General features: G+C 53.8%; 14 protein-coding genes and 1 tRNA gene. 11 read left to right on the top strand and 4 right to left on the bottom strand.

The features are described from left to right. Nucleotides 1-344 precede the first annotated feature (344 nt). The 3 genes from VK738_02760 (at nt 345) to VK738_02750 (ending at nt 5662) form a co-directional block, all read left to right on the top strand. On the top strand, nt 345-3995 hold the full coding sequence (locus VK738_02760) for a CHAT domain-containing protein (protein ID HTD21544.1): 3651 nt from the start codon (nt 345-347) through the stop codon (nt 3993-3995). Nucleotides 3996-4061: 66 nt separating this feature from the next. Next, nucleotides 4062-4739 carry a sigma-70 family RNA polymerase sigma factor gene (locus VK738_02755; protein ID HTD21543.1) on the top strand — a complete coding sequence of 226 codons (678 nt, stop codon included), beginning with the start codon at nt 4062-4064 and terminating at the stop codon, nt 4737-4739. After that, entirely contained in the window at nt 4736-5662 is a 927-nt protein-coding gene (locus tag VK738_02750) for a hypothetical protein (GenBank protein ID HTD21542.1), read from the top strand. Before VK738_02755 ends, VK738_02750 begins: the two co-directional genes overlap by 4 nt. A 1-nt stretch (nt 5663) precedes the next feature. Here the strand turns inward: VK738_02750 and VK738_02745 are convergent, their stop codons facing one another. Continuing rightward, a complete protein-coding gene (locus VK738_02745) occupies nt 5664-5882 on the bottom strand; it encodes a hypothetical protein (protein ID HTD21541.1) in 219 nt (72 codons plus the stop codon). Nucleotides 5883-6040: 158 nt separating this feature from the next. Between VK738_02745 and VK738_02740 the strand changes: the two genes are divergently transcribed. The 3 genes from VK738_02740 to VK738_02730 all read left to right on the top strand — a co-directional run bounded on the left by VK738_02740 (nt 6041) and on the right by VK738_02730 (nt 15838). After that, the gene (locus tag VK738_02740) at nt 6041-11761 is read left to right on the top strand and encodes an RHS repeat-associated core domain-containing protein (protein ID HTD21540.1); all 5721 of its coding nucleotides are present in this window, start codon (nt 6041-6043) and stop codon (nt 11759-11761) included. Nucleotides 11762-12428: 667 nt separating this feature from the next. Then, a tRNA-Arg gene (locus tag VK738_02735) sits at nt 12429-12505 on the top strand. Nucleotides 12506-12985: 480 nt separating this feature from the next. Beyond that, nucleotides 12986-15838, top strand: a complete 2853-nt coding sequence (locus VK738_02730; GenBank protein ID HTD21539.1) for a PAS domain S-box protein — start codon at nt 12986-12988, stop codon at nt 15836-15838. Nucleotides 15839-15841: 3 nt separating this feature from the next. Here VK738_02730 and VK738_02725 read toward each other — a convergent pair whose 3' ends face one another. After that, nucleotides 15842-16216, bottom strand: a complete 375-nt coding sequence (locus VK738_02725; GenBank protein ID HTD21538.1) for a lysozyme inhibitor LprI family protein — start codon at nt 16214-16216, stop codon at nt 15842-15844. Here VK738_02725 and VK738_02720 point away from each other — a divergent pair. Next, entirely contained in the window at nt 16145-18379 is a 2235-nt protein-coding gene (locus VK738_02720; GenBank protein HTD21537.1) for a family 20 glycosylhydrolase, read from the top strand. The two genes, VK738_02725 and VK738_02720, sit on opposite strands and share 72 nt — an antisense overlap. A 129-nt stretch (nt 18380-18508) precedes the next feature. Here the strand turns inward: VK738_02720 and VK738_02715 are convergent, their stop codons facing one another. Together VK738_02715 and VK738_02710 are read right to left on the bottom strand one after the other, a co-directional pair. Beyond that, nucleotides 18509-19852, bottom strand: a complete 1344-nt coding sequence (locus VK738_02715) for a hypothetical protein (protein ID HTD21536.1) — start codon at nt 19850-19852, stop codon at nt 18509-18511. 4 nt (nt 19853-19856) lie between these two features. After that, nucleotides 19857-20036, bottom strand: coding sequence for a hypothetical protein (locus tag VK738_02710; GenBank protein HTD21535.1), 180 nt, complete (start codon nt 20034-20036; stop codon nt 19857-19859). 392 nt (nt 20037-20428) lie between these two features. Here VK738_02710 and VK738_02705 point away from each other — a divergent pair, with 392 nt between their 5' ends. From VK738_02705 to VK738_02690, 4 genes are all read left to right on the top strand, one after another. Then, nucleotides 20429-22249, top strand: a complete 1821-nt coding sequence (locus VK738_02705; protein ID HTD21534.1) for an APC family permease — start codon at nt 20429-20431, stop codon at nt 22247-22249. Nucleotides 22250-22408: 159 nt separating this feature from the next. Continuing rightward, entirely contained in the window at nt 22409-23209 is an 801-nt protein-coding gene (locus tag VK738_02700; GenBank protein ID HTD21533.1) for a protein phosphatase 2C domain-containing protein, read from the top strand. 134 nt (nt 23210-23343) lie between these two features. Then, the gene (locus VK738_02695) at nt 23344-24312 is read left to right on the top strand and encodes a serine/threonine-protein kinase (GenBank protein HTD21532.1); all 969 of its coding nucleotides are present in this window, start codon (nt 23344-23346) and stop codon (nt 24310-24312) included. Between the two features lie 348 nt (nt 24313-24660). Beyond that, nucleotides 24661-26181 carry an outer membrane beta-barrel protein gene (locus VK738_02690; protein ID HTD21531.1) on the top strand — a complete coding sequence of 507 codons (1521 nt, stop codon included), beginning with the start codon at nt 24661-24663 and terminating at the stop codon, nt 26179-26181. Nucleotides 26182-26292: the final 111 nt, after the last annotated feature.

Genomic DNA, 26292 nt, shown 5'->3' with positions numbered 1-26292 from the left:
CCAGGTATTGATCGGGGGATTGAGGAAATTGCTGTAGCCTCATCACATGGCTTTGCCTGCAAAATCCATTCCACCTTAAAACCATTTAAAATAGGTGCTAACAACACAACATTTACATTTCATGCTGAAACTACCGATTTGGGGCTGAAGGTCCATGAACGTCAGGCGAAAGACTCTGGCTGCAAGAAAACGTGTTCGATTCGTTCCTGTCAGGAGTGATGAGATTGTGGGGATCTCGAAACAAAGTTCTGATTTTGGGAACAAAAACCTGCTTTTGCTTGTCTTTAATCTTGAGGACATATACTTCCGTACAAGTTGAACAACCCGATTAGGAGCTAAAGTAAATGGTTGTCAGGCGAAAGATTTGGCTTGTCATGGCGTTTGCGGTGGGTGTCATCGCAAGCGTGTGCACCGCACAGGAACTCAAACCAGGGGTCGTGGTTGAAAAACCCGATACCAACGTTTCCGGCGGTTTCAACCCGGGTGTGGTGGTCGAAAGCATCGCCAAAAATTCTCAAGCCGAACAAGCGGGAATCCAGGAAGATGATGCCCTGACAAGCTGGTCAAGAGGTGATGCTCACGGCAAGCTTGAATCGCCATTTGATCTATCCTGGGTTGAATTCGAGCAGTCGCCAAGAGGCGAGGTCAGTCTGCAAGGCCGCCGCGGCGCAGAGCCGCGAGTCTGGAAATTAGGGGACGTAGTTGAGGGCGGCTGGGGGATTCAAGTCCGGCCAGAGATGCCCCAGGATGTTTTATCTCTCTACCTGCAGGGACGAACGTTGGCTCGAGCAGGCAAGCTGACCGAAGCCCTTGATTTTTGGCATAGAGCTTCGGTGGAAGCCAGGAAAAACCCGCCCCTGTGGCTTGAGGTTTGGCTGTTGTTTAACGCCGCCAATTCCTTATGTGCCGCGCATCGATGGGAAGACGCCGAAAAATCCTATCAGGCGATCATGGAACAGGCCAAAGGCGCAGGACCAGCGATAACAGCGCAAATACTCGAGGCTTGGGCCTGGACATCGGAGTCAAGAAACACCACGGAGGGTGAGGTGCAGCGGCTCTACCTCGAGGCCATTGCAGAAAACCAAAAACTCGATCCGGAGAGCCTGGCTGTTGCCCGCCTTCTTACCAGAATCGGCGTCAGGCTTCGGCAACTTGATGATCTGGGGCAGGCGGAAGATGACTACCACCGGGCCCTGACGATCGCACAGAAGGCGGCTCCGAATAGCCTTTGTGTCGGGCGGATTCTCCTCGATCTCGGTCGTATAGCCTACAAGCGTAGTGATTTTGTTGAGGCTGAAAGATACGAGCGCCAAGCTCTGATGATTACGGAGAAAGTAGCCCCGGGCAGCATTGATGATGCTTGGTGCCTCAATGCTTTGGGCTTGCTTCGTATTGAGTTCAGCGATTTTGAAAACGCAAAGAACTATCTTCTGCAGGCCTTGGCGATCAGGGAAAAACTGGTACCCGGGGGCTCGATGGCAGGAAGCAGCTTTTTGAATCTCGCCATAGTGGCCAATCTCACCGGCAATCTGGCCGAGGCGGAAACCGATCTGCAAAAAGACCTGGCCATCCTGGAAAAACTGAGCTCCGAAAGAAACTGGACTGAGACCCACACCAAGGCAACGGTGTACAGCAACCTTGGAGATTTAGCTATTGAGCGAGGTGACGTGGCTAGGGGTGAGCAATACTACCGGCAGGCCTTGGCGATCTGGGAGAAATTGGTTCCTGGAAGCCTCTTGACTGCTGCTAGCCTCTCTGGCATTGGCGAGGCTGCCCTCCGGCGTGAAGATTTCGCGACTGCCGAGCGCTACTTGCGCCAGGGGTTGGCTATTCGGAATAAGCTGGCACCCAACAGTCTTGATGTTGCCTCGAGTCTTAGTGACCTGGGGGTAATTGCAATGGGCCAGGGCAATCTGAGCCAGGCCGATGTGTACTTCCGCCGCGCCTTGGCGATTGTACGGAAGCGGGCTCCCGGCAACCTTGATGAAGTGGAGCTTCTGCGCAACCTTGGTCTGGTGCGAGCCCGTCGAAGAGACGGGGTAGAGGCTGAGAATTTCCTTGAACGGGCGCTGGCGCTGAACAGGAAGCTCGCTCCCGAAAGCCCTTATATCGTTTTAGCCCTCAACGATCTGGGGAACGTCGAAAGCGGGCGCGGAGAGTTGGCCAAGGCTGAGCAACACTGCCGGGAAGCTTTGGCCATAGAAGAAAAGCAGGCTCCGGGAAGCGCAGAGCAGGCCGAGACTTTGGTAGGTTTGGCCGGGATCATGCATCGCAAAGGGGACTTGGATTCAGCCGTGCAACTGTTCGAACAGGGACTGACTGCGTTTGAGAATCACACGGCCCGGCTAGGCGGCCTGGAAGAATCCCGTTCCGACTTCCGCGCTAAGTATGCCAGTTATTACAGGGACTACATCAATCTGCTGATAGAGCAAAAAAAGCCTGACGCAGCCTTTCAGGTCGCAGAACGCTCCCGGGCCCGGACTCTGTTGGAGATGCTAGCCGCAGCCCACGCGGACATTCGTAAAGGTGGCGACCCTGCATTGCTGGAACGGGAGCACTCTTTACAAGAATTGATTACCGCGAAATCGAACCGTCGCGTACAGTTGCTCAACACTCGATATAAGCAAGAGCAGTTGGCGGCAATGGACAACGAGCTCCAAGACCTTTTTACGCAATTCAAAGACATAGAAGGACAAATCAGGCTCAACAGCCCCAGCTATGCTGCTCTTACCCAGCCACAGCCGATAAGCGCAAAAGAAGTGCAGCAGCAATTGCTCGACGATAATACATTGCTGCTCGAATATTCTTTGGGGGAGCGCCGAAGCTACGTTTTCGCGGTCAGTGCGAACTCGCTCTCTGCCTATGAGCTGCCGAAGCGGGCTGCGATTGAAGCCACTGCCCGCAGAGTTTATGACATCCTCGTAGCGCGAAGCCATATTAAAAAGGGCGAGACAGATATCCAGCGGATGCAACGCTCAGGTCAGGCAGAGTCACAATATCCTGAAGCTTCAGCCGCTCTGAGCAGCATGATTTTGGGTCCCGTTGCCCCGCTCCTTGAAGGGAAGCGCTTGTTGATTGTGAGCGATGGAATCCTGCAGTACATACCGTTTACCGCTCTTCCGTCTCCGGGAACAAAATCAGCACCTGTACCCTTGATTGCTGATCACGAGATTGTAAATCTCCCTTCCGCTTCGGTTCTGCAGGTGTTGCAACGTGAAAGTGCCCAGCGGGCAAGACCCACGCAGGCTGTGGCGGTGCTGGCTGACCCGGTTTTCAAGCCCGGTGATGAGCGCGTCAACGGCATCAGCGGAACCAAAGCGCCCAGGGACGTGATCGGAGGAGAGGCGGAGGTAGACGAATCAATGTCGCAAACTCTTCTTCTGCGTTCAGCGACGGAGATAGGCATGGCGGATGGAAATTTTCCCCGGTTGTTTTATACGCGGCAGGAGGCAGAGTCGATCCTGAAAGAAGCGCCCGTGGGCAAAAGTATGAAGGCCGTTGACTTTCAGGCCAGCCGGACTATGGCGACAAGTCCGGAGCTGGCGCAATATCGCATTATCCACTTCGCCACCCATGGATTGCTGAATAGCGAGCATCCGGAGCTCTCCGGGTTGGTACTATCGCTGGTGGATGAACATGGTAAACAGCAAAATGGATTCTTGCAATTGACCGATATTTATAATCTGAACCTGCCGGCGGACATGGTTGTGCTGAGCGCGTGTGAAACCGGTTTGGGAAAAGAGGTTAGAGGTGAAGGGCTTTTGGGGATCACCCGGGGTTTCATGTACGCCGGGGCCAGCCGGGTCATGGCCAGTCTGTGGAAGGTCGATGACGCCGCCACGGCAGAGCTGATGGGGAGGTTCTACAAGGGAATCTTCAAAGACAATCTGCAACCGGCAGCGGCGTTGCAGAAAGCGCAAGTCGAAATGTGGAAGCAGAAGCGCTGGAGCTCGCCTTACTATTGGGCTGGGTTTGTGCTGCAAGGGCAACGATAGTTTGAAGGAAGAGCGCATTCATACACGAACTTTGGCTGAAGAAACAGCAGCGGGAACGAAATTACGTTGCAGGTAATCGGGAAAAATACTGGGCCGGGTGCAAGGGTGAATAAGCTGACGCGAGAGGAATTTGCCAAGTTTCTTGCTGCGCTGGATCCCGACCGGACTCGTGCAGCGGAAAAATATGAAGTCCTTCGCCGCAAGCTGGTCAAGCTCTTCGAGTACCAGAAGCTGATCCACATTGAAGAGCTTGCCGATGAGACTATAGACCGGCTGGTTAAGAGACTGGAAACAGAAGAGATACACAACATCAGCTTGTTTGCCTATGGGGTAGCGCGCAATATCTGCCTGGAAGCGCGCAGAAAAAAAAGCAAATACATTTCCATTCAAGACCACTACAACAGTAGTGAGGAATTATGTGCGGGCGACCCCGACCCCGAAGAAAGCATCATTACGGAGTTGGGCAACGCACAAACCCTTGAGTGTCTGACAAAATGCTTGAGGAGCCTCCCCTTGGGGTACCATGAGCTGATCATTGAATACTATCAAGGGGAAAAACAAGTAAGGATCAAACGAAGGAAAGATTTGGCCAGAAAGCGAGGAATAACTATAGAAGCGTTACGGTGTGAGGCCAATAAAGTCCGGGACAAGCTCAGGTGCTGTGTCAACAGGTGCCTCAATGTGAGGAGACTTGGCAGGTTTACACCGGGCGCTTCACTGCGGGAGAAGGGGGAGCTTGGGTGAGTAATAGTCAGCGAGAGAGGGCGCTGGAATATCTGCTGGGAGAGCTGCCGGAGTCAGAAGCCGCCGAATTCGAAGAGCAGTGTTTCATTGACGATGAACTGTTTGAAGAGACATCGGCCCTGGAAAATGACTTGATAGATTCGTTTGTCCGAGGTGAGCTTTCAGAGGCGGAACGGCAGCAGTTCGAAAAAGGATATCTGGTCTCGCCGGCCAGGCGAGCGAACGTAGAATTTTCCCGGGCGCTGGCGGAACATCTTTCTACTCTGGAGCCAGAGAAGATTACAAGCGAAAGGGAATCAGTCCCTGGCATCTTGTCTTTTCAGAGTTGGCTAGGGCCAAGACGAAGACGAAGCCGCCTGGTATGGGCCGCAGCCGCTCTGATCGCGATCACGACGCTCTCCTGGACCATAGTTGTGAATCGGCGGCTGAATCATGAGATTGATTCCATGCGCGCTCAACAAACGGAATTCCAGAACCGCGTACAAGACCTCCGCCAGCAAATTGCCAGTCTGGACTCCCGCCTGCACGAAATTGGTTCGGGTGAAGTGCAGCAAGAGATTCCCGGCACTACGATTCTTTCGCTCGCCCTGGTTCCGGGAATAAACCGCAGTCCCACGGATGCCAGCAAACTTGTAATTGCTCCCGTAGCTCCGCTGGTGCAACTTAAGCTTTATATGGAGCATGACGACTATCCCAGCTATCGCGTATCCATTGAAACCGCCGATGGGCGGCAGATTTGGCAGAAGAATGGTCTGAAGAGTCAGACAGGGCAGCATGGAGCCAATGGAACCAAGGCTGTCACCGTGAAAATGCCGTCATCCATTCTTAAGAGCAGCGACTACCTGGTCAAACTCGACGGCCTGGCAGCCAATGGTAAGTTTGAAGAAACAGAAGACTATCGCTTTCAGGTGGTAAGACGCTGATTTAAGCCGCTGATTCGAGAAACCCCTGATTTTGAGAAACCTCATTTGCCATTGCAAGGCATTCCTTGAAGAATTGTTTGAAGCCTCTGCGTTCCTCAGCGCCCTCTGCGGTTAGGCCTTTGCCTTTCCCCGGCAGTTCAAACAATTGAAACGGAAGGGCTTCTCTCCAACCGCAACTCTTTTCCGCAGAGTCCAAAAAAATTCCCAATACTTTCTTCAAAACCAGCACTTGATTAATAGAGGGGGAATCTTGCTGCTTTCCTGTTTGTTAAAAAGGGTCAACAGGCTGGCGGGCCAGGATTCCTCCCCGTTACACAAGTCGTTGCGGGCACAGCCCGTAAAAATCCAGAGTTGTCCTAATTAAGGGAGAGAATAGCTGTGAAAAATTACTTCGTCCGCCTTTTTGTGTTGTTGGTTGTGGTCCTCTGTGCTCTTTTGCCAGCGTTCGCCGTCAAACCGTGCAAAGACAGCAGCTACTGTCCAGATCCGACTGACACAGACTACAACTCCATTGAGGCCGCCAGGTCATCGTTCCAGAATCAGCGGGGGATTACTCCTGGAACCCAGGCTCTTCAGCCGTCTGGTTCCTCCATACCCGGCAACCCTGGCAGCCAGAGCTATAACTATGCGATTCCGATCGTGCATCTTCCCGGTCGCAATGGGCTCGACTTGAACTTGACTCTCTATTACAACAGCCGGCTGTGGACGGTTTACCCAGCTAGGAATGGAATGTGGGGAGCTTCATTCAATACCGACCGCGATGCTGCTGGGTACGGTTTTCGGCTCGACTTCGGATATATAGAGGGCCTTTATGATGACTCGTTTTTTGGAAGCTATGTGCTCACGGAAGCGGATGGCAGCAAGCATCGTCTCGTCGGCAATGGACATGGTTACGATTCTCAAGATTCGACCTACATACACTACGACGACGTCGATGCCACCCACACCTATCACACACTGGTCTACAAAAATGGCAGGAAAGTGCACTACACGCAGCCTGATCCATCCATGGCTCTATATTATCCCGATCAAATCACGGACACGAATGGCAACTTCATCACTATAACTTACGATAGCAACAGTCATGTTTCGCAGATCCACGATACTTTGGGTCGGACCATCACTTTTAACTACGACCCAAATGGAAAGATCGTTAATGTCGCGCAAGGAAGTAAAGTCTATGCCATGTTCACCTGGGGCAGCATTCCCTTAAACTACAACTTCGACCCAGCTAAATTCCCTCAAGCACCTTACGGTATACGAGCGCCTGTCAACGGATGGAGCATCAATGTATTAACCAGTTGCACCTACGCCAACGGCACAGCTTATGCCTTCAGCTACGGCGACTGGGGGATCGTCAACAAGATCACCAAACTGGCGGCGACCTCACCGATCACCATTCCCAGCACTTCTAGGGTAGTCCGAGGTTATGTCGCGTACAACTTTCCTTCAGCAGCGACTCCGCTGGAAGATGCTCCCTCTTATACACAGGAAACAATCTTTGACGGCGTGAATACTACAACTTCGAATTTTTCGGTCACGAAAGACGCAAACGGAAACATTACCTCATCCTCCGTCACCGACCCTTCTGGCACAACCACCACTACAACGGTGCAGACAGACACCGGTGATCCAAGCAAGATCTTGCTTGTTGGCGCTCCACTTTCTGTGGTGGTTCAGTCGGGGAATACATTGCTTCGCCAAACGGACTATGCGTGGGTAGAAGATGCGAACAACAATAATGCACAGATCAGCAGCGTAACAACCACATTGGGAGACTCAGGACAGAAGTCCCAGGTGCAATACACCTATGACATCAACGGGAATATCACGCAGCAAAACGATCTCGGCTGGGGTTTGAAGCTGAAGCGCTATACCAAGAACAGTTATGCAACGCTCTCAAATCACATCGTGGATCGAGTGTCACAAGTCTTAGTCTACGACGCAAGCAATAATCTCATCACCCGCACGGACTTCGGCTATGACGGGACTACATTGAGTCTGGTTTCCGGGGCCACCAACCACGATGACGTGAACTTCTCCGACTCGTTTACCACGCGCGGGAACCGGACCAGCTCGACCCGTTATACCAATGCTGCCGGTGGGTCGGGTGCAATCACAAAAAACTTTTACTACGATACGCTTGGTAATCTGATCCAGGCGGATGCAGATTGCTGCACGCAAGAGCAGTGGACATATACAGCCAACACTCAGTACAGCTATCCCGAAACCACGGTGCGCGGGCCCTCTGGGCTGCAACTCTCTGTCAGCGGAACTTATGACGTGGCAACGGGTAACACGTTATCTACAACCGACGAGAACGGCCAGACAACGTACTTTGTCTACAACGATCCAATGGATCGCCTTACCCAGGTGAACAGCCCTGAGCCCACTGCTCCCAAGGGAAGAGTTTATGCAAATACGGGCTATGATGACACCTCTGCTCTGGTAGGCACAACAAATTCCAGTACGGCCAATAGCGCGGTCCAGACGTCTACGTCCGACGACAAAGGCCGCGTGCTCTGGCAGCAGACGTTGAATGGCTCAACCCTGGTAAGCACGGTAGATACAACCTATGACGACGTCAATCGGACAGTGAAGACCAGCAATCCCTATGGGCCTTCCGATTCCCTGGTCTGGAACACAACTCAGATGGATAATCTCGGGAGAATAGTTTCCCGCACTCCACCCAGCGGCGGAAGTTATACCTACAGCTACAATGGAAATTCCAGCACGACTACTGATCCTGCGAACCAGCAGATCCGCAAGTATCACGACGCTTTCGGGCAATTGGTTCAAGTTGACGAACCTGGCGGAGGCTCATCTGCCTCTGCAGCCAGCGGTTCGCTGACTATCAACGGCACGCTACGGAGCTTTGCCACGGGTAAGCAATCGGCAACCAGCGGGCGTGTGGAACTGACCTTGAGTGGTACACTGCAGTCAAAGGCGAGTTGTTCTCCTTCTGGACAGCCTTGTACCGACAGCGGCTCGATCAGCATTACCGTGGCAGGTTCCACCAAGAGTGTTAGCTACAGCTCTTCTACCGGTACCGATTCTGGTCAAAGCGTCCACGCGCTGGCGAACGCATTTCATCTTGACACAACGTCGCCCGTGGATGCGATTTTCTATGGCGCAGACGAATCTGGCAATATCGTTGTGGATCTTATCGCCAGGGCGAAGGGCGCGGCAACGAACTACCCGCTGTCTACTTCTATCGTGTCCAATGATCCTACGGACTTCCCCTCGCCTTCATTCCAGGTCAGCTCAGGTTCACACTTGATCGGTGGTCAGGACGCCTCCAATGGAGGAACGATCTATGACTCAGGCATTGTCTATGTTGCCATGCGCGGCTTTACCGCGAGCGCCTCTTACGGGCAAAACGGCAACAACACGGCCGCGCTGATTGCCTCGGCCCTGGTGGGCACTGGGCCAACTGGTTTGAACCAGCCAGGTTCCCCTGTCACCGCCTCGGCTTCAGGTTCCACTATCACAATGACTTATAAAACTCCTGGGGCGTCCGGCAACATTTTTGTGAATCTTCCCTCCAGCTCCTATCAGCCGGACAATCCGTCTTTCACAACTCCTGGCGTGATGCTGAGCGGCGGGTCGGATCTGACTCCGGACTCGCTCAATGCTCCCATTAGCACCTTATATGCTTACGATGCGCTCGGTAATCTCACGCAGGTTACCCAAGGCGTGCAAACCCGCACAACAATGTACGACAACCTGGGCCGCGTTACCTCGATTACAACGCCCGAAGGTGGGACTACACAGCTTTTCTATATCACATCTTCGGGAGCAGTTTGCAGCAGCGATCCCGACTCCCCATGCCGTCGCGTGGATAGCAGAGGTTACACCACGACCTATGCGTACGATGGTCTTGATCGAGTGAAGGCCGTCAACTACCCGGACAGCAGCACCACGGCGCGCGTCTTTTCCTATGATGTTGGCGGTGCGGCAGCGAACGCCCTGGGCCGCCTTACCAGTGCAGGCGATGCTGGCACTTCGCCAGGTCACTACGAAACTTATTCGTATGATGTGGTTGGCCGACTAAGCCAAGTAAGCGCAACCGGAGCCAACGATCTGCAGAGCATGGTCAGCTATCAATACAATCCTGCCGGTCAGGTTACGCAGATTACTTATCCGTCTACCCGAGTGGTCACCAACAACTACGATGCCGGTGGCCGCCTTAGCTCGGTGCAGAGCAACGGAAGTACTTATTTCACCAGTAACTCTTACAGCGCAGCCGGCCAGTTGCTGAGCTTCACCTATGGGAACACGGTGCAAGGCAGCCTGGCCTACAATGACCACCAGCAATTGAACTCCATCCAATATTCCCAGCCAGGTGCTGCTGCTGGGAACTTGCTCAACCTCTCCTACAGCTATACTGGCCCTAACAGTCAGAACAACGGAGAAGTACAGGGAATCACCGACGCGCGCGGGCCGGCCTACAGCACTAACTATATTTACGACTCCTTATCGCGGCTGGTCGCGGCCCAAACCAATGACCTGACTGCCCCCAATACATGGGCCTTAAATTGGCCCTATGATCGCTACGGGAACCGGCTCAGCGAGAATGTTGTTGGCGGAACACTCGCCTTGGGCACTCCTCAACTCAGCATTGATCCCGCTACCAACCGTATCAACACCCCGGGGTTCATGTACGACGCATCTGGGAACATGATCAGCGACGGCACACCCGGACGAAGCCGCACGTATGACGCTGAAAACCGTCTCTTGTCCCAGACCGATGGTGGTGCAACCAGCGCCAGCTATGGTTACGATGTCGCAGACCTCCGAATCCGCAAAGACCTATGGTCCGCTTCCGGAGGAACACTAACAAAAACCAGTTCCACGACATATGTGTATGCAGGCGACCAGGTGATTGCTGAATATCTGAATGGCAGTTTAAGCAAGGAATACATCTACGCTGGAAGCCAGCGGTTGGCTACGCTCGATGCACCCGGCAATGCCATCTATCACCATCCCGATCATCTCTCCAACCGTCTGGAGACCGATGCCAGTGGCAATGTTGTGCACACCTTCGGACACCTTCCCTTCGGTGAAACTTGGTACGAAACCGGCGCTCTCGACAAATGGAAGTTCACTACGTACGAGCGCGACAGCGAGTCCGGTCTGGACTACGCGGCCGCGCGCTACTATTCCAGTGGGCTAGGAAGATTTATGTCGTTAGATCCACTGGCGGGAAATTCGTCGAATCCTCAATCCCTAAATCGTTATTCCTACGTCACAAATGATCCTATTACCTATCTGGATCCCAGCGGCGCAGGGGAGTGTGACGGAATTACGATGTGTCACGAGATAGACGGAGGAGGCGGAGACGGAGGAGGCGGCGGCGATATAGGCGGCGGCGATGGTCCACCATCAGATATGCCACCACCAGATGCCCCTGGCTCCCCGTCCCCAGCACCACCAGATGAACCCATAATCCTGCCAACAACCCCATTAACAGAGTTGGTCATAAATGATTCTGGCGATTTAGGCATAGTTACGATTCCCACGACTGTACAGACTGTTAACGGCACGACCGGCGAAGTGACCACCGAAAATTACGGGTTCGGCCCGGATAGTCCGGCCGTGCCCCCCGCTCACGAGACGTCTTTTCTAGATTGTGTGAGGGCGGGCACCAATTACTTTAGTTTGCAGAATGGGTTGAAATCGCTAACCGGAGGCCGCCTAGGAAATGGCGTTATCTCGAAGGCGCTTTTAGGAAATAGCGTCCAGAATGGCGTTGACATTGGAGAGGCGATAGCCAAAGGCGACGCCGGTGAAGTCGGTAAAGAAGTAGGAGCAGAGACACTAGTGCATCTCGGCCCTCCCGTCGCACACAGTCTCGCTCCGTATGTTCCCAATATTACAAAAACAGTTGCGGTGGGGTGGTCGTACCGCTACTTTACTGGGGGTTGGGAGGCCAAGCAAATACTGAGCACCACTATCAGGTATCCTCTCAAATCCATGGCAACGAAAGCTACGGGCCTTATTGCCAAACCGCTTGAAGAAATTGAACTAAGGGTCAAGCTTCCTGTTGATATTACTATTTTCAGTTTTTCTTCCATTGTGTGTGGAATAGGCCGTTAGGCTGAAAGCCCCGTCCTAGCTTTCTTTGCTAGGGCGGGGTTTTTCTTTGATTGATTTCCAGACAAAGTTCCAATCAAGCGTAAAAATTTCCTCGTGGAAACACTTCGCGAATTCTGATTGCTTTTGACTCCTGAGGGCCGATGACTGAGGACTGCTGAAAATGGTATCACTCTGATATCAAATTATTGACTCCTTAGAAACCGTAGGCCATCATTGTGTTAGACGTGTGTTTAGGGTGGGCCAAATGCGGGCGCCGCATGAGCGCGAGCAGTTAGCGAGGGCCAAGCAGTTTACCGCGGAGCCCTTTAAAAGAAAGCTCTTTGAAAATTTGTTGTTCCGGCAGGTTATCGAAATCCGCCGACAGTGAGCGAGTGACAAAAGGTTGTTTTGGTCGCGAAACCCTTCTTTTCTGAGTACTGAGGACTGGGTACCGAGTACTAATTCCGACTACCAGCTAGTCTCCACACCGGAGCCGATTTTAGCCAATAACGACGAGGGTAGAATGCGATTTGAGACACTCTAACAACAAGCTAGCAAGTGGGTACTCCTCGAGGAGCATTTTCGAACTGAGTACTGAAGACTGAGTACCGAGTACTAAGCTAGAATGCTCTAGAGGCCTGAAAAATCGGTATTGGCCTCGCACCTCGCTTCGCCCTATACCTCAGATGGCCCCGTAGCTCAGATGGATAGAGCAGCGGTTTCCTAAACCGTTGGTCGGCAGTTCGACTCTGCCCGGGGCCTCCATATTTTTTATTCCGGATCTTCCCCTAGGATTCACGAATATCCGGTGAGCAGCCAGTCCCTCATCGAAAATCGATTCCCTTCAGTAAATCCGCGGTTCAAACCCATCCCCCTTGCACGCAAGGGGGGTGGGGGGATGACTCGGGATGGTTATGGACTGGGAACATTCCTGACAGAATAGACCGGGGAGATTCCTGACACCGAAGAGGAGCAAGGGCACATGCTTCACTACTTCCATCCCCTCCATACGTCATTGAATCTCAATGACTTAACACGGCATGAACTACTCTAAGTAATAGGGGAGGGGGAGACTGCTTTATAGCCGTTTTGCCGACCTCTAGCTTACTGTTCATGCAGCCGGCGCTCATACATTCGCGGTAAGTTGTTCTTGGGATGACCAGGCTAGATTTTTCCGATTTCCATCTTTTTCCCGTTATAGAATGGCGACGGGACCGAAGATAATTCTGTTCGCCAAAGGCTTATATGCAGGTACCTCGGAAACCTGTGCTCTTGGCGGTCATCCTGTTGGGGGCCCATGCGGCTGTCATTGCTTTTCTTAAGGGCCGCTTCCCCGGGCCTATCCTCTCTGACCTTATTCAGCTTGCGCTTGGAATCCTGGCCCTGGTTACTGCCTTGCAAGCTGCCCACCGTTCCGGCGCATTTGGACGCATGTTCTGGAGGTTGGTCGCCTCAGGTTTCGCTATCTGGTGTATCGGCCAGGCCCTTGGGTGCTACTACAGCAGCATCTTGCATCGTCCCACTTTGAGCTTGTGGGGCATTGACGTGTTTTTTACCACGTGGATTGCTCCCCTGGTGATGTGCCTGTTTCTCGATCCGGAGTCAGAGTCGGAGGGGGTGGATTGGCCACGAATTCTCGACTTTGCACAGGTGGCCATCGTCGTCGTATTGGTGTACGTCTATTTTTCGAACCTGGTGCATGGCGGGTCATTGGGTTCGTGGCGATTGTCTTTGATCATTGATGGATTGACTACTGTGGGGTTCTTCGTTCGGGCATGGTATACACGTTCCGATCCCGCAAGCATTCTTTTCCGGCGGTTTGGATACTTCCGGCTGCTGGCCTTTCTCACGGACCTCTATCTCGCCTCAGGCGTGCTCATACCACCAGACAGCGGCGGATGGTTCGATCTGGTATGGAGCCTGCCGTGGTTGATACCGGTCATAACCGCTACGTCATGGAAAGACAGCGATCGTCCAGTTTCAGCCCCGCGGCCGTTTTTGCAGTTCCGACGGCTGCTGATCATGCAGGTGCTTCCCCTTATCTTTCCCTGCCTGGTTTTATTGATGGCAGCGGAGGTCGCGAGGGTGCAACTCGAGATAGCTGGAATGGCGGTTCTGCTTTCCCTGGTTATTTCTTACGCGCGTCTGCTGCTGGCGCAACGTGAGCAGCAACACAGCGCGGAGGCGCTCCGGCTGAACCACAATCTTTTGCAGGCGATCATCGAAGGTACGAGTGAAGCCATCTTCATAAAAGGTCTGCAAGGGCGCTACATCATGATCAACACGGCGGGCGCCGGATTGTTGGGCCGGCCGGCGTATGAAGTCATTGGCAAAGATGATCGTGATTTTTTCTCTGCCGATATGGTGCAACAAATAGTGCAGGAAGATCGTTCAGTCATTGAATCAGCTAAGACACACACTTACGAGAGCGTGCGCACAATAGCAGGCGCTCCACGTATATTTCTTGCCACCAAAAGCCCGTATCGCGATGCGCAAGGTAATGTAATGGGTCTGATTGGTATTTCTCTTGATATCACAGAGCGCAAACAGGCCGAACAGGCAGTGCAGGAAAGTGAAAAACGGTTCCGGACTCTCTTTCAGGGATCGACGATCGGTATCAGCTTGATTGACATGGAAGGCAATGCAGTAGACACGAACCCTGCTTATCGCAAAATGCTGGCACTCAGCCCCCAGGAGCCGGTCAGCAATGCGTTGTTCGACGAACTTACCTACCCTGCAAATCGTCAGGCAGATGCGGCGCGCTATGCAGAGCTCATCAGCGGAAGACGCGACCAGGACCGGCGAGAAAAACGGTATGTGCTGCGCGACGGCCGCACGGTCTGGGCAGATTTGAATCTCTCAGTACTGAAAGATTTTCAGGGCAAGCCGCAATATGTTATGGCCATGGCCATAGATATCAGCGAGCGCAAGCGGCTGGAGGAGCAACTTCGCCTGGCCCAAAGAATGGAGGCCATCGGCACGCTTTCAGGAGGCATCGCTCATGATTTCAACAACATATTGACGGTGGTGAAAGGTTATGCCGACCTGGTCCTGAGCCGCTCGCGTCTCGACCATGAGCTTCGTACCCAGGTCGAACAAATTGACGGAGCTGCAGAGCAGGCGGCAGCGCTCACGCGCCAGTTGCTGGCTTTCAGCCGCAGGCAGGTGTTGCAGCCGAAGGTGTTCGATCTCAACGTGCTGGTGATCGACATGGAAAAGATGTTGCGCCGTTTGATTGGTGAACATATTGAAATGACAACCGTCACGGGGCCGGAGCTGAGCCTGGTAAAAGCTGATCGCAGCCAGATCGAGCAGGTAATCATGAACCTGGTGGTCAACGCGCGTGACGTCATGCCCAACGGTGGCCAGCTCACGCTCGAAACAAGCAACAAGAACCTGGATGAAAGTTGGGCACGCGAGCACGTAGGCGCTGTTCCCGGACATTATGTGATGCTGGCAGTCAGCGATACGGGCGTTGGCATGGATTCCGAAGTACAAGCGCACATCTTCGAGCCTTTTTTCACGACCAAAGAACCAGGCAAGGGAACTGGCCTGGGCCTTTCCATGGTGTATGGCATCGTGAAGCAAAGCGGCGGCTACATTTGGGTCTATAGCGAGCCAGGGCGGGGAACCACTTTTAAAATCTATCTGCCGCGGGTGGATGAGCCTACGGTTGTGACGCGGGCCGAGCGTCTCCCGGCAGCCGCAGTGAAAGGCAATGAGACGATTCTTCTGGTGGAAGACGACCAGGGAGTTCGAGAGTTGACGCGCGCGGTTTTGACTGCTTCCGGCTACTCCGTCCTGATTGGAGATGATGCGTTAGCCGTGGCTTCTTTATGTGAGCGCTACACCGGCCCCATTCACCTGCTTTTGACCGATATGGTCATGCCTGGTCTGAGCGGTCCGGAACTGGCTACGCAAGTTGTTGCCCGCAGGCCACAAATTAAGGTGTTGTATATGTCGGGATATACGAACAGCGCGCTCTTCCAGCAGAGAGTGCTTGATGCCGACGTTTTCTTTTTGCAAAAACCGTTTACGCCGGCCTCACTCACGGTTAAGGTGCGCGAAGTGCTGGATGGCCGTGCAGCGCACAGCTAGCGGCTATTCCAGCTTGCTGTTCATGCAGCCGGCGCTCACGCACTCGCGGTAACGGTCTTCAAGAAATTTGGCGCGCTCAATGGTGGTCTTGGAGGCGCAATCCAGATCTACGAAAAACTGTTCGCCTTTGGTCTCTGAGCAGGATGAATTGCGCGACTTGATCCAGGCGAGCTGGCCCCTTTTCAATGCAGCTTTGCCCGAGGCATCCAACTTTGCGCTCAACTTCTGGTAAGCCTGGTTGAGGTTTTTATCAGCCTCAATCCAAACCTTATTCAGGCAGTAAAGGCCATCGAAGTCATTTTTAGGATGATCGCAGGCAGAGTCGGCGAGAGCAGGCAGAGAAAAACCTACAAGAAGAAGCACAATAAGTTTTCGCATGGCCGGTATATTAACATGGGTGGGATTAATATCAAGTGCCGTTTGCCGAAGCCCAAAGAACCCAACGCGATCCCGAGGAGAAAACTTTTAATGCGTGGTCTAACCTTGTTTATGTGTTTACTGTTCGCCCCTCTGACACTAGCCCAACCGCAACCGCAATTGAATGTAATGCCCATGCCATCTTCTTTTCAGCCTGGCAGCGGACGGCTTCTCGTCAACCAATCGTTCACAGTTGCGCTTACTGGATATAAAGACCGGCGGCTTGAACGTGGTGTCCAAAGATTCCTGAGCGAGCTTTCGCGGCAAACCGGAATGCCCCTGAACACGAAAATAGGCGACTCTGCAGAGGCCACATTGGTCATCCGCGCTGAGCATGGAAGCAACCCAGTGCAGCAGGTTGGAGAAGATGAGTCCTATGGCCTCATCGTGAGCTCTGCCAACGCACAGCTTGCGGCGCCGACTCCGCTGGGCATACTGCACGGGCTACAGACATTTCTTCAGTTGGTGGAGATGACGCCCGATGGCTTCGCCGTACCTGTAATTACCGTGGATGATAAGCCCCGCTTCGCATGGCGTGGCCTGATGATTGACGTCAGCCGCCATTTTATCCCACTCGATGTGCTCAAGCGCAACCTCGACGGCATGGCAGCGGCAAAGTTGAATGTTCTGCACTGGCACCTCTCCGACAATCAGGGCTTTCGGGTTGAGAGCAAGATATTCCCCAAACTTCACCTGATGGGCTCCGACGGGCTTTACTACACGCAGGCCGAGGTTCGCGAGTTGATTGCGTACGCGCACGACCGGGGCATTCGAGTGGTCCCCGAGTTCGATATGCCCGGACACAGCACCGCTTGGTTTGTTGGTTACCCGGAACTCGCCAGCGCACCCGGTCCTTATGAGATCGAACGCAGATGGGGCGTCTTTAATCCGGCAATGGACCCCACGCAGGAGAAGACCTATAAATTTCTCGACGCATTCATCGGCGAGATGGCTGGGCTTTTCCCCGATGCTTATTTTCATATCGGGGGCGACGAGGTCAATGGAAAGCAGTGGAATGCCAACCCCAGAATCCAGGAGTTCATGCACGTCCATGGACTTAAAAATAATCAGGAGCTACAGGCGTACTTCAATAAACGTGTGCAACCGATCGTGAACCGGCATGGGAAGATCATGATGGGCTGGGATGAGATCCTGAATCCACATCTACCCAAGAGTATCGTCATACAATCCTGGCGCGGACAGAAGTCGCTCGCCGAAGCGGCTCGGCAAGGCTACAGCGGTCTTCTTTCCAATGGCTATTACATTGATTTGATATGGCCGGCCTCACGGCACTACGCCGTTGATCCCATGGCGGATGCAGCCGCGGCCCTGAGCCCGGAAGAGAAGAAGCATATCCTTGGCGGGGAAGCATGCATGTGGTCGGAGTATGTTTCCGCGGAAAATATTGACTCACGCATCTGGCCGCGCACCGGGGCGATTGCCGAACGCCTGTGGTCACCCGCCGATGTGCAGGATGTGAACTCGATGTATCAGCGTTTGGATAAATTCAGCCGCAACCTGGACTGGCTCGGTCTCACGCATAACTCCAGTTACAGCTCGATGCTGCGTCGTCTTGCCGGAAGTGATGACATCGCAGCGCTGCGCTTGCTCGCTGACGTGGTTGAGCCTGTCAAAAATTACAGCCGTGAAAAAACCGCAACGGTTGAGCCGACGAGTGCTGCTCCGCTTAATCGCCTGATTGACGCTGCCCGCCCAGAGAGTGACACAGCGCGGCAGTTTGCAAATCTGGTGGATGCATTGGTTTCGGGCAAATCCAACACCCCGGAAACCAAAACCCAAATTCGTGCCATGCTTACGCGCTGGCGTGATAACCAGGCAACTCTGCAGCCGCTTCTGGAGAAATCTTTTTTGCTGAAGGAAGTTGCACCTGTTTCCCAAAATCTTTCTGCGCTGAGCACGGCGGGATTGCAAGCACTGGATTATCTTGATCGTGGCGAACGCGCTCCGGAATCCTGGAAGACAGAGTTCGCGCTGGTCGAACAGGCAAAGAAGCCGAATGCTCAACTGTTGCTTATGATCGTGCCCTCGGTGCAGAAGTTGATTGAGAAGAGCGCGGGTCAAACGCCTGTGGCAAGTGAGCGGGAGAGTTCGGATCCTGAATGAGGACAATCTGTCGCGGGTCTACAGAATGCCGGGGCTAAAGCCCAAATGTTTTAAGAACCTTCACCCCGGCCTAAAGGCCGGGGCTCCCACCGTGCGCCGCGAGCGGCGCAAATAGTAACTCAAACCGAGCTAGCGCTGCATGAATTCTTCGGTGTGGGTAATGAATTCGGGATAAGCACCTGCGCCCAATTCGTGTAAATCCATTCCTTGCCGTTCGCCTTCCATGGCCACGCGTTGCGGATAAAACCGGTTGAGCAGCCAGTTCAGGCCGTAGGCCAGCGGCAGCACAAATCCAAGCAATGTCGCGACGCCTATAAGTTGTGCGAGCCACTGGCCTGAACCGCCGCTTGGTGAAGGGTGTGATGGGTCGCTGACTGCATTCAACACGTTGGCAGGGAAGTGGGCGAAGATGCCAACAGCGAGGATCCCCCATATGCCACCGATGGCGTGTACGGAAATCGCGCCGCCGGGATCATCCACGGCCAACCTCAATTCGAATATTTCAACGGTGAAGGTAACCAAGGCGCCTGCCATCAGACCAATCATGACCGCAGCCGCAGGAGAGATAAAAGCGCAGGCAGCACTGCTGGCAACCAATCCGCTAATCCAGCCATTGGCGCTGAGTGAGGCGTCGGGTTTACCGAAACGCACGCGTGTAATCAGTGCTGCGGTCAGAGTGGCAGAGGCCGCAGCCAGTGTGGTATTGATCCCAATCAGGACTACGCGGCTGGGTTCTGCACCGGTAAATAAAATAGCTCCGGCTGAGTTCAAACCTATCCATCCCAACAAGCCGAGCAGGCAGCCAAACAGAACGAAGACTATGTTATGACCGGGCACTGCGGTGGGCATTCCTTCCAGAGAATATTTGCCGCGCCGGGGGCCTAAGATCCAGGCAATAGCTAAAGCGGTCAGGCCGCCCAGCACTTGAATGGAGCTGGCGCCTCCTACATCCACAAAACCGTGGCCCAGGCCATAGTTGACACCGAGTTGCGCCAGCCAGCCCCCACCCCAAACCCAATGGGTAAATAAAGGATAGACAAAGCCAGCCAGCAGGGCCGTCGAGATGCAGATCGCGCCCAATCGCCAGCGGTCTGCACCGCTGCCTAAGGGGATCAGCGCCGCCAATCCAACGCACAGTATTTGCAGCCATGCAGCGAGCGGAGCGGCCGAGCCATCAAATTGCAATCCACGGAAAAAGAAGGGTTCGGCTGCAATCCAGTTCCACGGCTTGCCGCCCATAATAAGGATATGTGCAGGCCGTCCGATAAAACCCTGCCAGGCGAATCCACATATAAAGTACACGCCGGCTGCGACGGCAATCACGCACAGAGCAGCCATCATCGCGTGGGCCGCGCTGCGGGAACGGCCTAAACCGGTGTTAATGAGTGCAAGTCCCGCGCCGGCAAAGGGCACGAGAAGAATAGAAAAAATACAGACGATCATCGTAGTTTCGGAGAGGGAAGGAGCGGGCATACGATTATCCTCGTTCCTTTCGCAGCTCCAGGTGCGAGCGGAATACGAGCGTCAATCCCAGCAGTTCTACAGCTACGCCCGCAGACACAAACCAACTGCGTGGCGCGGCCGAAGGGAAGAGCACAATCGCGGCCAGAACGATAATCCATCCGGTGAGTAATAACAAAAATCCTGCGAGCCTCATGCCATGAACTCCACATCGAGCATGGTGTCTGTGATCTTTTCCAACTTGATCATAAATTGGGAATTAATAATACAACATCGCCGCTGGAACCCAGGATGGGCACTCCCAAACTACGAGGAAACGTTGATCTTCAACAGCCCAGCGGCAGTTTTTGTGGATTGCGGCTTGGAAGGTTATTGGCAAAAACGATTTTTGTCCAATTGATTTTTTTTATCGCGCTTAGAACCCTCACCTAGACCTCTTATATAAAAGACTTATTCCCTTTATAGAAAATTTACATTTTACTTTCGGTTGGTCACACGGCATCATACAGAACTCTCGGAGCACGCTTTGGCACGAACGACGACTTTGTTCGGCAAAAAACAACGATTGTTTTGCAAAGGAGAATGTACATGGAGGAGAACACCAGCGCAACCAGCGCAAGTGAAATGAAACCAACCCTGGGATTGACCGGGTTGACGATGAATGCAATGGCACTCATCGCCCCCGGAGCCTTTCTCTGGCTAACTTTCCAACCCCAGGCAGCAGAAGGCGCGACCGCACCAGCGATGTGGTTGGGCATTTTTGTCGCCTTGTTGCTTTGTCTGGCCACAGCCGTATGCTATGCGGAAATGGCGAAGCTGTATCCGGGCACCGGCAGCTCGTATTATTTCGCAGAACAATCTTTTCTCAACCACGATAAGGCATGGCGTTTTGCCCGGCTTTCGAAATTCATCGTCGGTTGGGCCTCGCATCTGTATTACTGGATTTATCCCGGAGTGATGGTCGGCGTTATCGGAATTTTCTGCGGTTACATTGTGGGCACACTGTGGCCGAACTTCATGAGTGCCTCCAATCCCGGACCGATGTTTATGGGGCTGTGCGCCATTATCGCTTCGTTTGCTGTCGCCTATATTGCCTATCGAGGCGTGGTCGGTTCAACAGGAGTCAGCATTGCCATCAACATCATTCAGATCTCTGCACTGATCGTGTTCTCTGTGATGGCTTTGGGCTACCGTTTGAACCACGCCCCTGGCAGCACTGGCCTGCAGTGGGATGCTACCTCGGGCGCGAGTTACAGCTATCAGTTCAAAACAGAAAAGACGACCGCCAACGGCCAAACCACGGACACCATTGTCCGTGATTCCAACGGCATCCCGCAGCCTCTGTTGGATGCTCAAGGCAAGTCGGTGCCCTATCAAGTCACCTATCCTTCGGATGATGGCAGCGGTAATTTCGTCGCCCATCCGGATGCCAAATCTGTTATCGCTCCTCATAAGTGGGGGTGGGTCTTTGTACAGGCTACGGTCGCTATTCTGATTCTGGTGGGATTTGAATCGGTAACAGCTATGGGCGGTGAAGCCAAGAATCCAAAACGCGATGTGCCCATCGCCGTCATTACGTCATTACTGGTGCAGGGGGCCTTCTGTTACCTGTTCGAGTATTTTGCCGCCAACTATTTCTTGAACAGCGGCTATCCTATGGCAACTGCCCAAGGCTCGGGCGCTCCCATCGGAGACATGATGATCATGGTGGGCGATGCCATTTTAGGTCCAGGCCGCGGACGAACGTTCATGCTCATTCAGGCGTTCACCGTCTTCCTGGCTCTGATTGGCACCACCCTCTCGTGCATCAATACCGGGGCGCGAGTCACCTACGCCATGGGCAAAGACGATGAAGTGCCCGAGCACTTTGGCATGTTGCACGGCAAGAACCTGACGCCACATCGCGCCATCTGGGTCTTGGCTGCAATCTCTGCCGTGATCGGCTGCGTCGTTGTAGCCATGCCATTTGGCGATACCTCTGCTCTTTCTGACGCGACCATTCAGGCTCTGCCACACGGCTTCTGGTCGAGCTTTGGGTATCCATCGCATGACACCATGGCGAAGCTGCCCAATTCTTTGATTGCGGTGGCTCTGGCTTCAAACTTCGGCACCTTCTTGCTCTACGGTTTGAGCTGCGTCATTTGCCTGGTCGCTTACCATAAGCATCCGAACTTTAAGCCGATACGCCACTTCGTTATCCCCGTGTTTGGATTGGTGGCGAATTTGCTCTGCATGGCTGCTTATCTGGTCTTGCCGTTCATGGGCTATGGCACGAAACTGGAGCCGTTTACAGCATTGGCTATCGCGTTGATCTGGGCCGTCTATGGGTGGATTTACTTTGTCCGCTCCAGCAAGGCCTCAGGGCGGACGACACTGGTGCGAGAACGTGCCAATGCCGGTACGGCATGATTAAGCTCGCCTGAAAATAAAAACCATAGAACCACGGGCGGACTCATGTCCGCCCGTTTTTACGGGGTATGAGGCATAATGTACGCTGGTCATCGAGGATCGTATCCTGGCGGCCCCACGGGAGTTTTCGCCCGTCGGGGCCGTTCACCGCAAAGTTCTATGCTGCAAGTGGAATTCTCTCAACTTTCCGATACCGGACGCAGACGCGAGCACAACGAGGATTATATTGGCCACGTTGTGCCTGAGACGCCAGAGCTGGCGCGTAGCCGTGGCTGGCTGTTTGCGCTGGCTGATGGAGTAGGCGGGCAGGACCGGGGCGAGGTGGCCTCGCGTACGGCCGTAGAAAGCCTGCTGGCGGGATTTCTCGATGCCGATCCTGGCGAGCTGCACACGTCACTATTGCCGCGCTTGGTGCAGGCGGCCAATACGCATGTGCAGGAGGCCGCAATGGAGCCTGGGAAAAATATTGTGACCATCGCCACCACGCTGGTGGCCTGCGCCCTGCGTTTTGATCGCGCGGTGGTGGCCCACGTGGGCGATTCGCGTTGTTATCTCATACGGCGCGGCGGGGCCAACGCGCTTACCCGAGATCATACCGTGGCCAACGAGCAGTTCAGTATGGGGCTGCTTTCCGCACGGGAAGCAGCCACTGTGCGTACCCGCCACGTACTCAGCCGCTCACTGGGAAACGACCTGTTCGTCAACCCCGAGACCAGCGAGCACCAGGTCCTGGCCGGGGATGTTCTGGTGCTTTGCTCAGACGGACTGCACGGCGCAGTGACGCCCTCCGAGATGGCGCACATCATCAGCCACACCGACGACTTGCAGAGCGCAGCGAAAAAGCTGGTGGAAGTTGCCAACCAGAAGGATGGCAGCGATAATATCAGCGTGCAGCTCATCCGCGTTCGCAGCGTCGAGCGCATAGGCATGTACCGCGGGCGGCCCTACAAACTGCTCTAAAGGGAGTGTACAACCGCGGATTTGCGCTGCGATGACTCCACTGCATCCCTCATCAAGATTCCATTTTGAGACTAAATAGTTCTTATGGAGATCGTATGCTTGATTGATGGATGTTCCGGCATAACAAGACTTTAATGATTTCACTTCATACTGGCGACCAACTCGACCACTATCGCATTGAAAATGTCGTTGCGCGCAGCGGCATGGCCTCCATCTTTCGTGGTACGGACCTGCGCACGGGTAAGCCGGTTGCGATCAAAATTCCACATCCCGAAATGGAAAGCGACCCGGTGTTCTACGAACGTTTTCACCGCGAACAGGATATCGGCACAAAACTCGACCATCCAGGTGTAATGAAAGTGATCGCCGATGATGACCGCAGCCAGATCTACATGGTCATGGAGTGGGTGGAGGGAAGGTTGCTGCGCCAGCTCCTCAATGAGCAAAAGAAGCTTCCACCCGAGCGGGCAGTCAAGATCACGCTGGGAATTGCGCGTGCACTGGACTATATCCATCGCAATGGCGTGGTGCACCGCGATCTGAAGCCGGAAAACGTCATGATTGACGCCAACGATAACATCAAACTTATTGACTTCGGCATTGCCGCCAACGCCGGCGCGCGGCGGCTGACCTTTGCCAAGCTCTCGGCAACGATGGGAACACCCGACTACATCTCCCCCGAACAGGTGAAAGGCAAGCGCGGCGATGCGCGCAGCGATTTATACGCCTTGGGCGTCATGCTCTACGAAATGCTGACAGGCAGGGTGCCGTTTCAGGGGCCTAATCCGTTTGCCATCATGAATGACCGGCTACTGAACAATCCTGTGCCGCCGCGTGAGGTCAACCCAGAAATCTCTCCGCAATTGCAGGAAATTATTTATCGCGCCCTGGAGCGCGATCCCAAGAAGCGTTACGTCAGCGCCCATGAATTTGCCTGGGACCTCGAGCATCAAGACCAGGTAGGAGTCGCCGAGCGCCCCGAATTGCGTGACTGGAAGCAGCGGCGCTCGCCCTGGCTGAAAAGAATCCTGTTTTACATCATGCTGGCGCTGATCCCCATCGTCATTTTCGCACTGATGTTTTACGTCGCGCGGCACGTATAACCCCTCTTCATTGTGCCCATATCCTTCCTGCCCTTTATAACTTGTTCACGAATTGTTTATGCATGGCTTAGGCCTTGAGCCTTACCGTTGGATGATCCTTTTGAAGAATTCGGTGATTTCAGGGTGAATTCCTGTATCGGGATTTTCCCTATATGAATAACTTATGCGGCCCAGAAAAATTATCTCTTTGACGAAATTTTGTAGCTCCACTATTTTGACAAGACCCTGGTCAATCTTTGAGGTCAGCACTCCTCAGCAAGCAGGGGGAGTGCCTGACCTCGAGGGAAACGGGGAAAGGGTCAACAAGAACTCAAATTTAAATAAAAATTAAGAAGGGAGAGTCATTCAATGAGGACTCAAAAGAGGACGGTTTTGATGGTTATGGCACTGTGCTTTCTTCTGTCGTGCTGTACGCTTCTGGCGTTTGGCGCGGGAGGGAGCGGTGAGCCAGCCGCCGCCCCCGCAAGTGCTACCCCTGCTGCCGCACCGGCAGCACCTGCCGCCAGCCCCACGACCGCCGAGGTTTCAGAGCGGGTGGACGACATGCAGAGTGAGATTGAACGCTTAAGGAACGAGGTGAGCGAAATTGAGCGTTTGAAGAGTGAGGTGATTCAGCTTCGCCAGCAACTAAGCGCCACGCCGCAGCCACTGACCTCAGCCGCATTGGTACAGGATGCTGCTGCACCACAAACTGGGACCCCAGCCGCTGCTGCGGCTGCAGCCCCGGCAACGCCGCCGCCTTCAGCGATGGCAACCGCGCTGGGTGCAATCAGCGTGACCGGATTTTTTGATGGCTATTACGCTTATACCTTCGGTCATCCAACCGTCAACGCACCCAACACAACCTTCGGCAACCCGACCACTTTCCCTTTAGCAACCACAGGTTTCTCTGGAGCCCCGGCACCCCTGGTTTCCGGCTTTAGAGCCTTCACAAGTCCTGACAGACAGTTTGGGTTCAACTTGGCCGAACTGGCCATCACCAAAGCGCCCGATGCCGATAACCGCCTTGGGTTCAATTTGACCTTCGGTTTTGGCAATGCCATGAACGTAGTCAATACCACTGAACCCGGAACTTTGGCATTCTCGCAATACCTGAAGGAAGGCTATCTGTCTTACAACGCCCCGATTGGCAAGGGGCTGCAAATTGATTTCGGAAAGTTCGTGACGCCGGCCGGCGCCGAGGTCATCGAGACCATGACGAACTGGAACTATACTCACAGCATCCTGTTTACCTACGCCATCCCCTTCTATCACTATGGTGCTCGCGCCAAATACACCTTCAACGACAAGGTCAATTTGACCGGGTACGCAGTGAACGGGTGGAACAATATTGTTGAAAACAACACTGGCAAGACTTGGGGCCTGAGCTTGGCAGTGAACCCAACCAAGCAGTGGGGTTTCATAGAGAATTATTTTGCCGGACCCGAGCAGCCCGGCATCAGTCACAGCGCCAACAGCCACTGGCGTCAGCTGAGCGATACGGTTGTCACCTTCAATCCAACCAGCAAATTGTCGTTGATGTTCAACGGCGATTTTGGTGACGACCATCCGTTGACGGCGGTGAAGGAGAGCTGGTGGGCAGGTGTAGCAGGCTACCTCAAATATCAATTGGACCCGAAATGGGCAGTTGCCGGCCGTTACGAGTACTATGACGATCATGCCGGTTTCACCACCGGGGTGGCGGGACACTACCATGAATTCACAGCAACTCTGGAACGCAAGATCGCCGGCAACCTGATTACGCGGTGGGAGTATCGTTACGATCTCTCCAACAACGCTGTGTTTGCTGAGAGCTTTACACCAGAAAAGCACCAGAGCCAGGTGGTTGGCGGCCTGATTTACACATGGGATTTCAAGGATTTGAAATAGTAATGTGACGTATCAGCCCGGCAAATATCTCTTGCCGGGCTGATGCGCAGCATTTGATTTCGAAGTCTTGAAATAATAGTCTTATCCCGGCGCGCAAGCGTCTGAATTCCA

This window comes from Terriglobales bacterium (assembly GCA_035487355.1).
Taxonomy (GTDB): Bacteria; Acidobacteriota; Terriglobia; order Terriglobales; family Acidobacteriaceae; genus QIAW01.
Note: the sequence above shows the minus strand (reverse complement) of the source record. Positions and strands in the feature narration are given on the sequence as shown.

What these genes read in the sequence shown, in the direction of transcription:
- VK738_02695 (HTD21532.1), top strand. Translation starts at nt 23,344, where the DNA reads ATGATTTCACTTCATACTGGCGACCAACTCGACCACTATCGCATTGAA.
- VK738_02705 (HTD21534.1), top strand. Translation starts at nt 20,429, where the DNA reads ATGGAGGAGAACACCAGCGCAACCAGCGCAAGTGAAATGAAACCAACC.
- VK738_02720 (HTD21537.1), top strand. Translation starts at nt 16,145, where the DNA reads ATGATCGCAGGCAGAGTCGGCGAGAGCAGGCAGAGAAAAACCTACAAG.
- VK738_02760 (HTD21544.1), top strand. Translation starts at nt 345, where the DNA reads ATGGTTGTCAGGCGAAAGATTTGGCTTGTCATGGCGTTTGCGGTGGGT.
- VK738_02710 (HTD21535.1), bottom strand. Translation starts at nt 20,036, where the DNA reads ATGAGGCTCGCAGGATTTTTGTTATTACTCACCGGATGGATTATCGTT.
- VK738_02730 (HTD21539.1), top strand. Translation starts at nt 12,986, where the DNA reads ATGCAGGTACCTCGGAAACCTGTGCTCTTGGCGGTCATCCTGTTGGGG.
- VK738_02700 (HTD21533.1), top strand. Translation starts at nt 22,409, where the DNA reads ATGCTGCAAGTGGAATTCTCTCAACTTTCCGATACCGGACGCAGACGC.
- VK738_02690 (HTD21531.1), top strand. Translation starts at nt 24,661, where the DNA reads ATGAGGACTCAAAAGAGGACGGTTTTGATGGTTATGGCACTGTGCTTT.
- VK738_02715 (HTD21536.1), bottom strand. Translation starts at nt 19,852, where the DNA reads ATGCCCGCTCCTTCCCTCTCCGAAACTACGATGATCGTCTGTATTTTT.
- VK738_02725 (HTD21538.1), bottom strand. Translation starts at nt 16,216, where the DNA reads ATGCGAAAACTTATTGTGCTTCTTCTTGTAGGTTTTTCTCTGCCTGCT.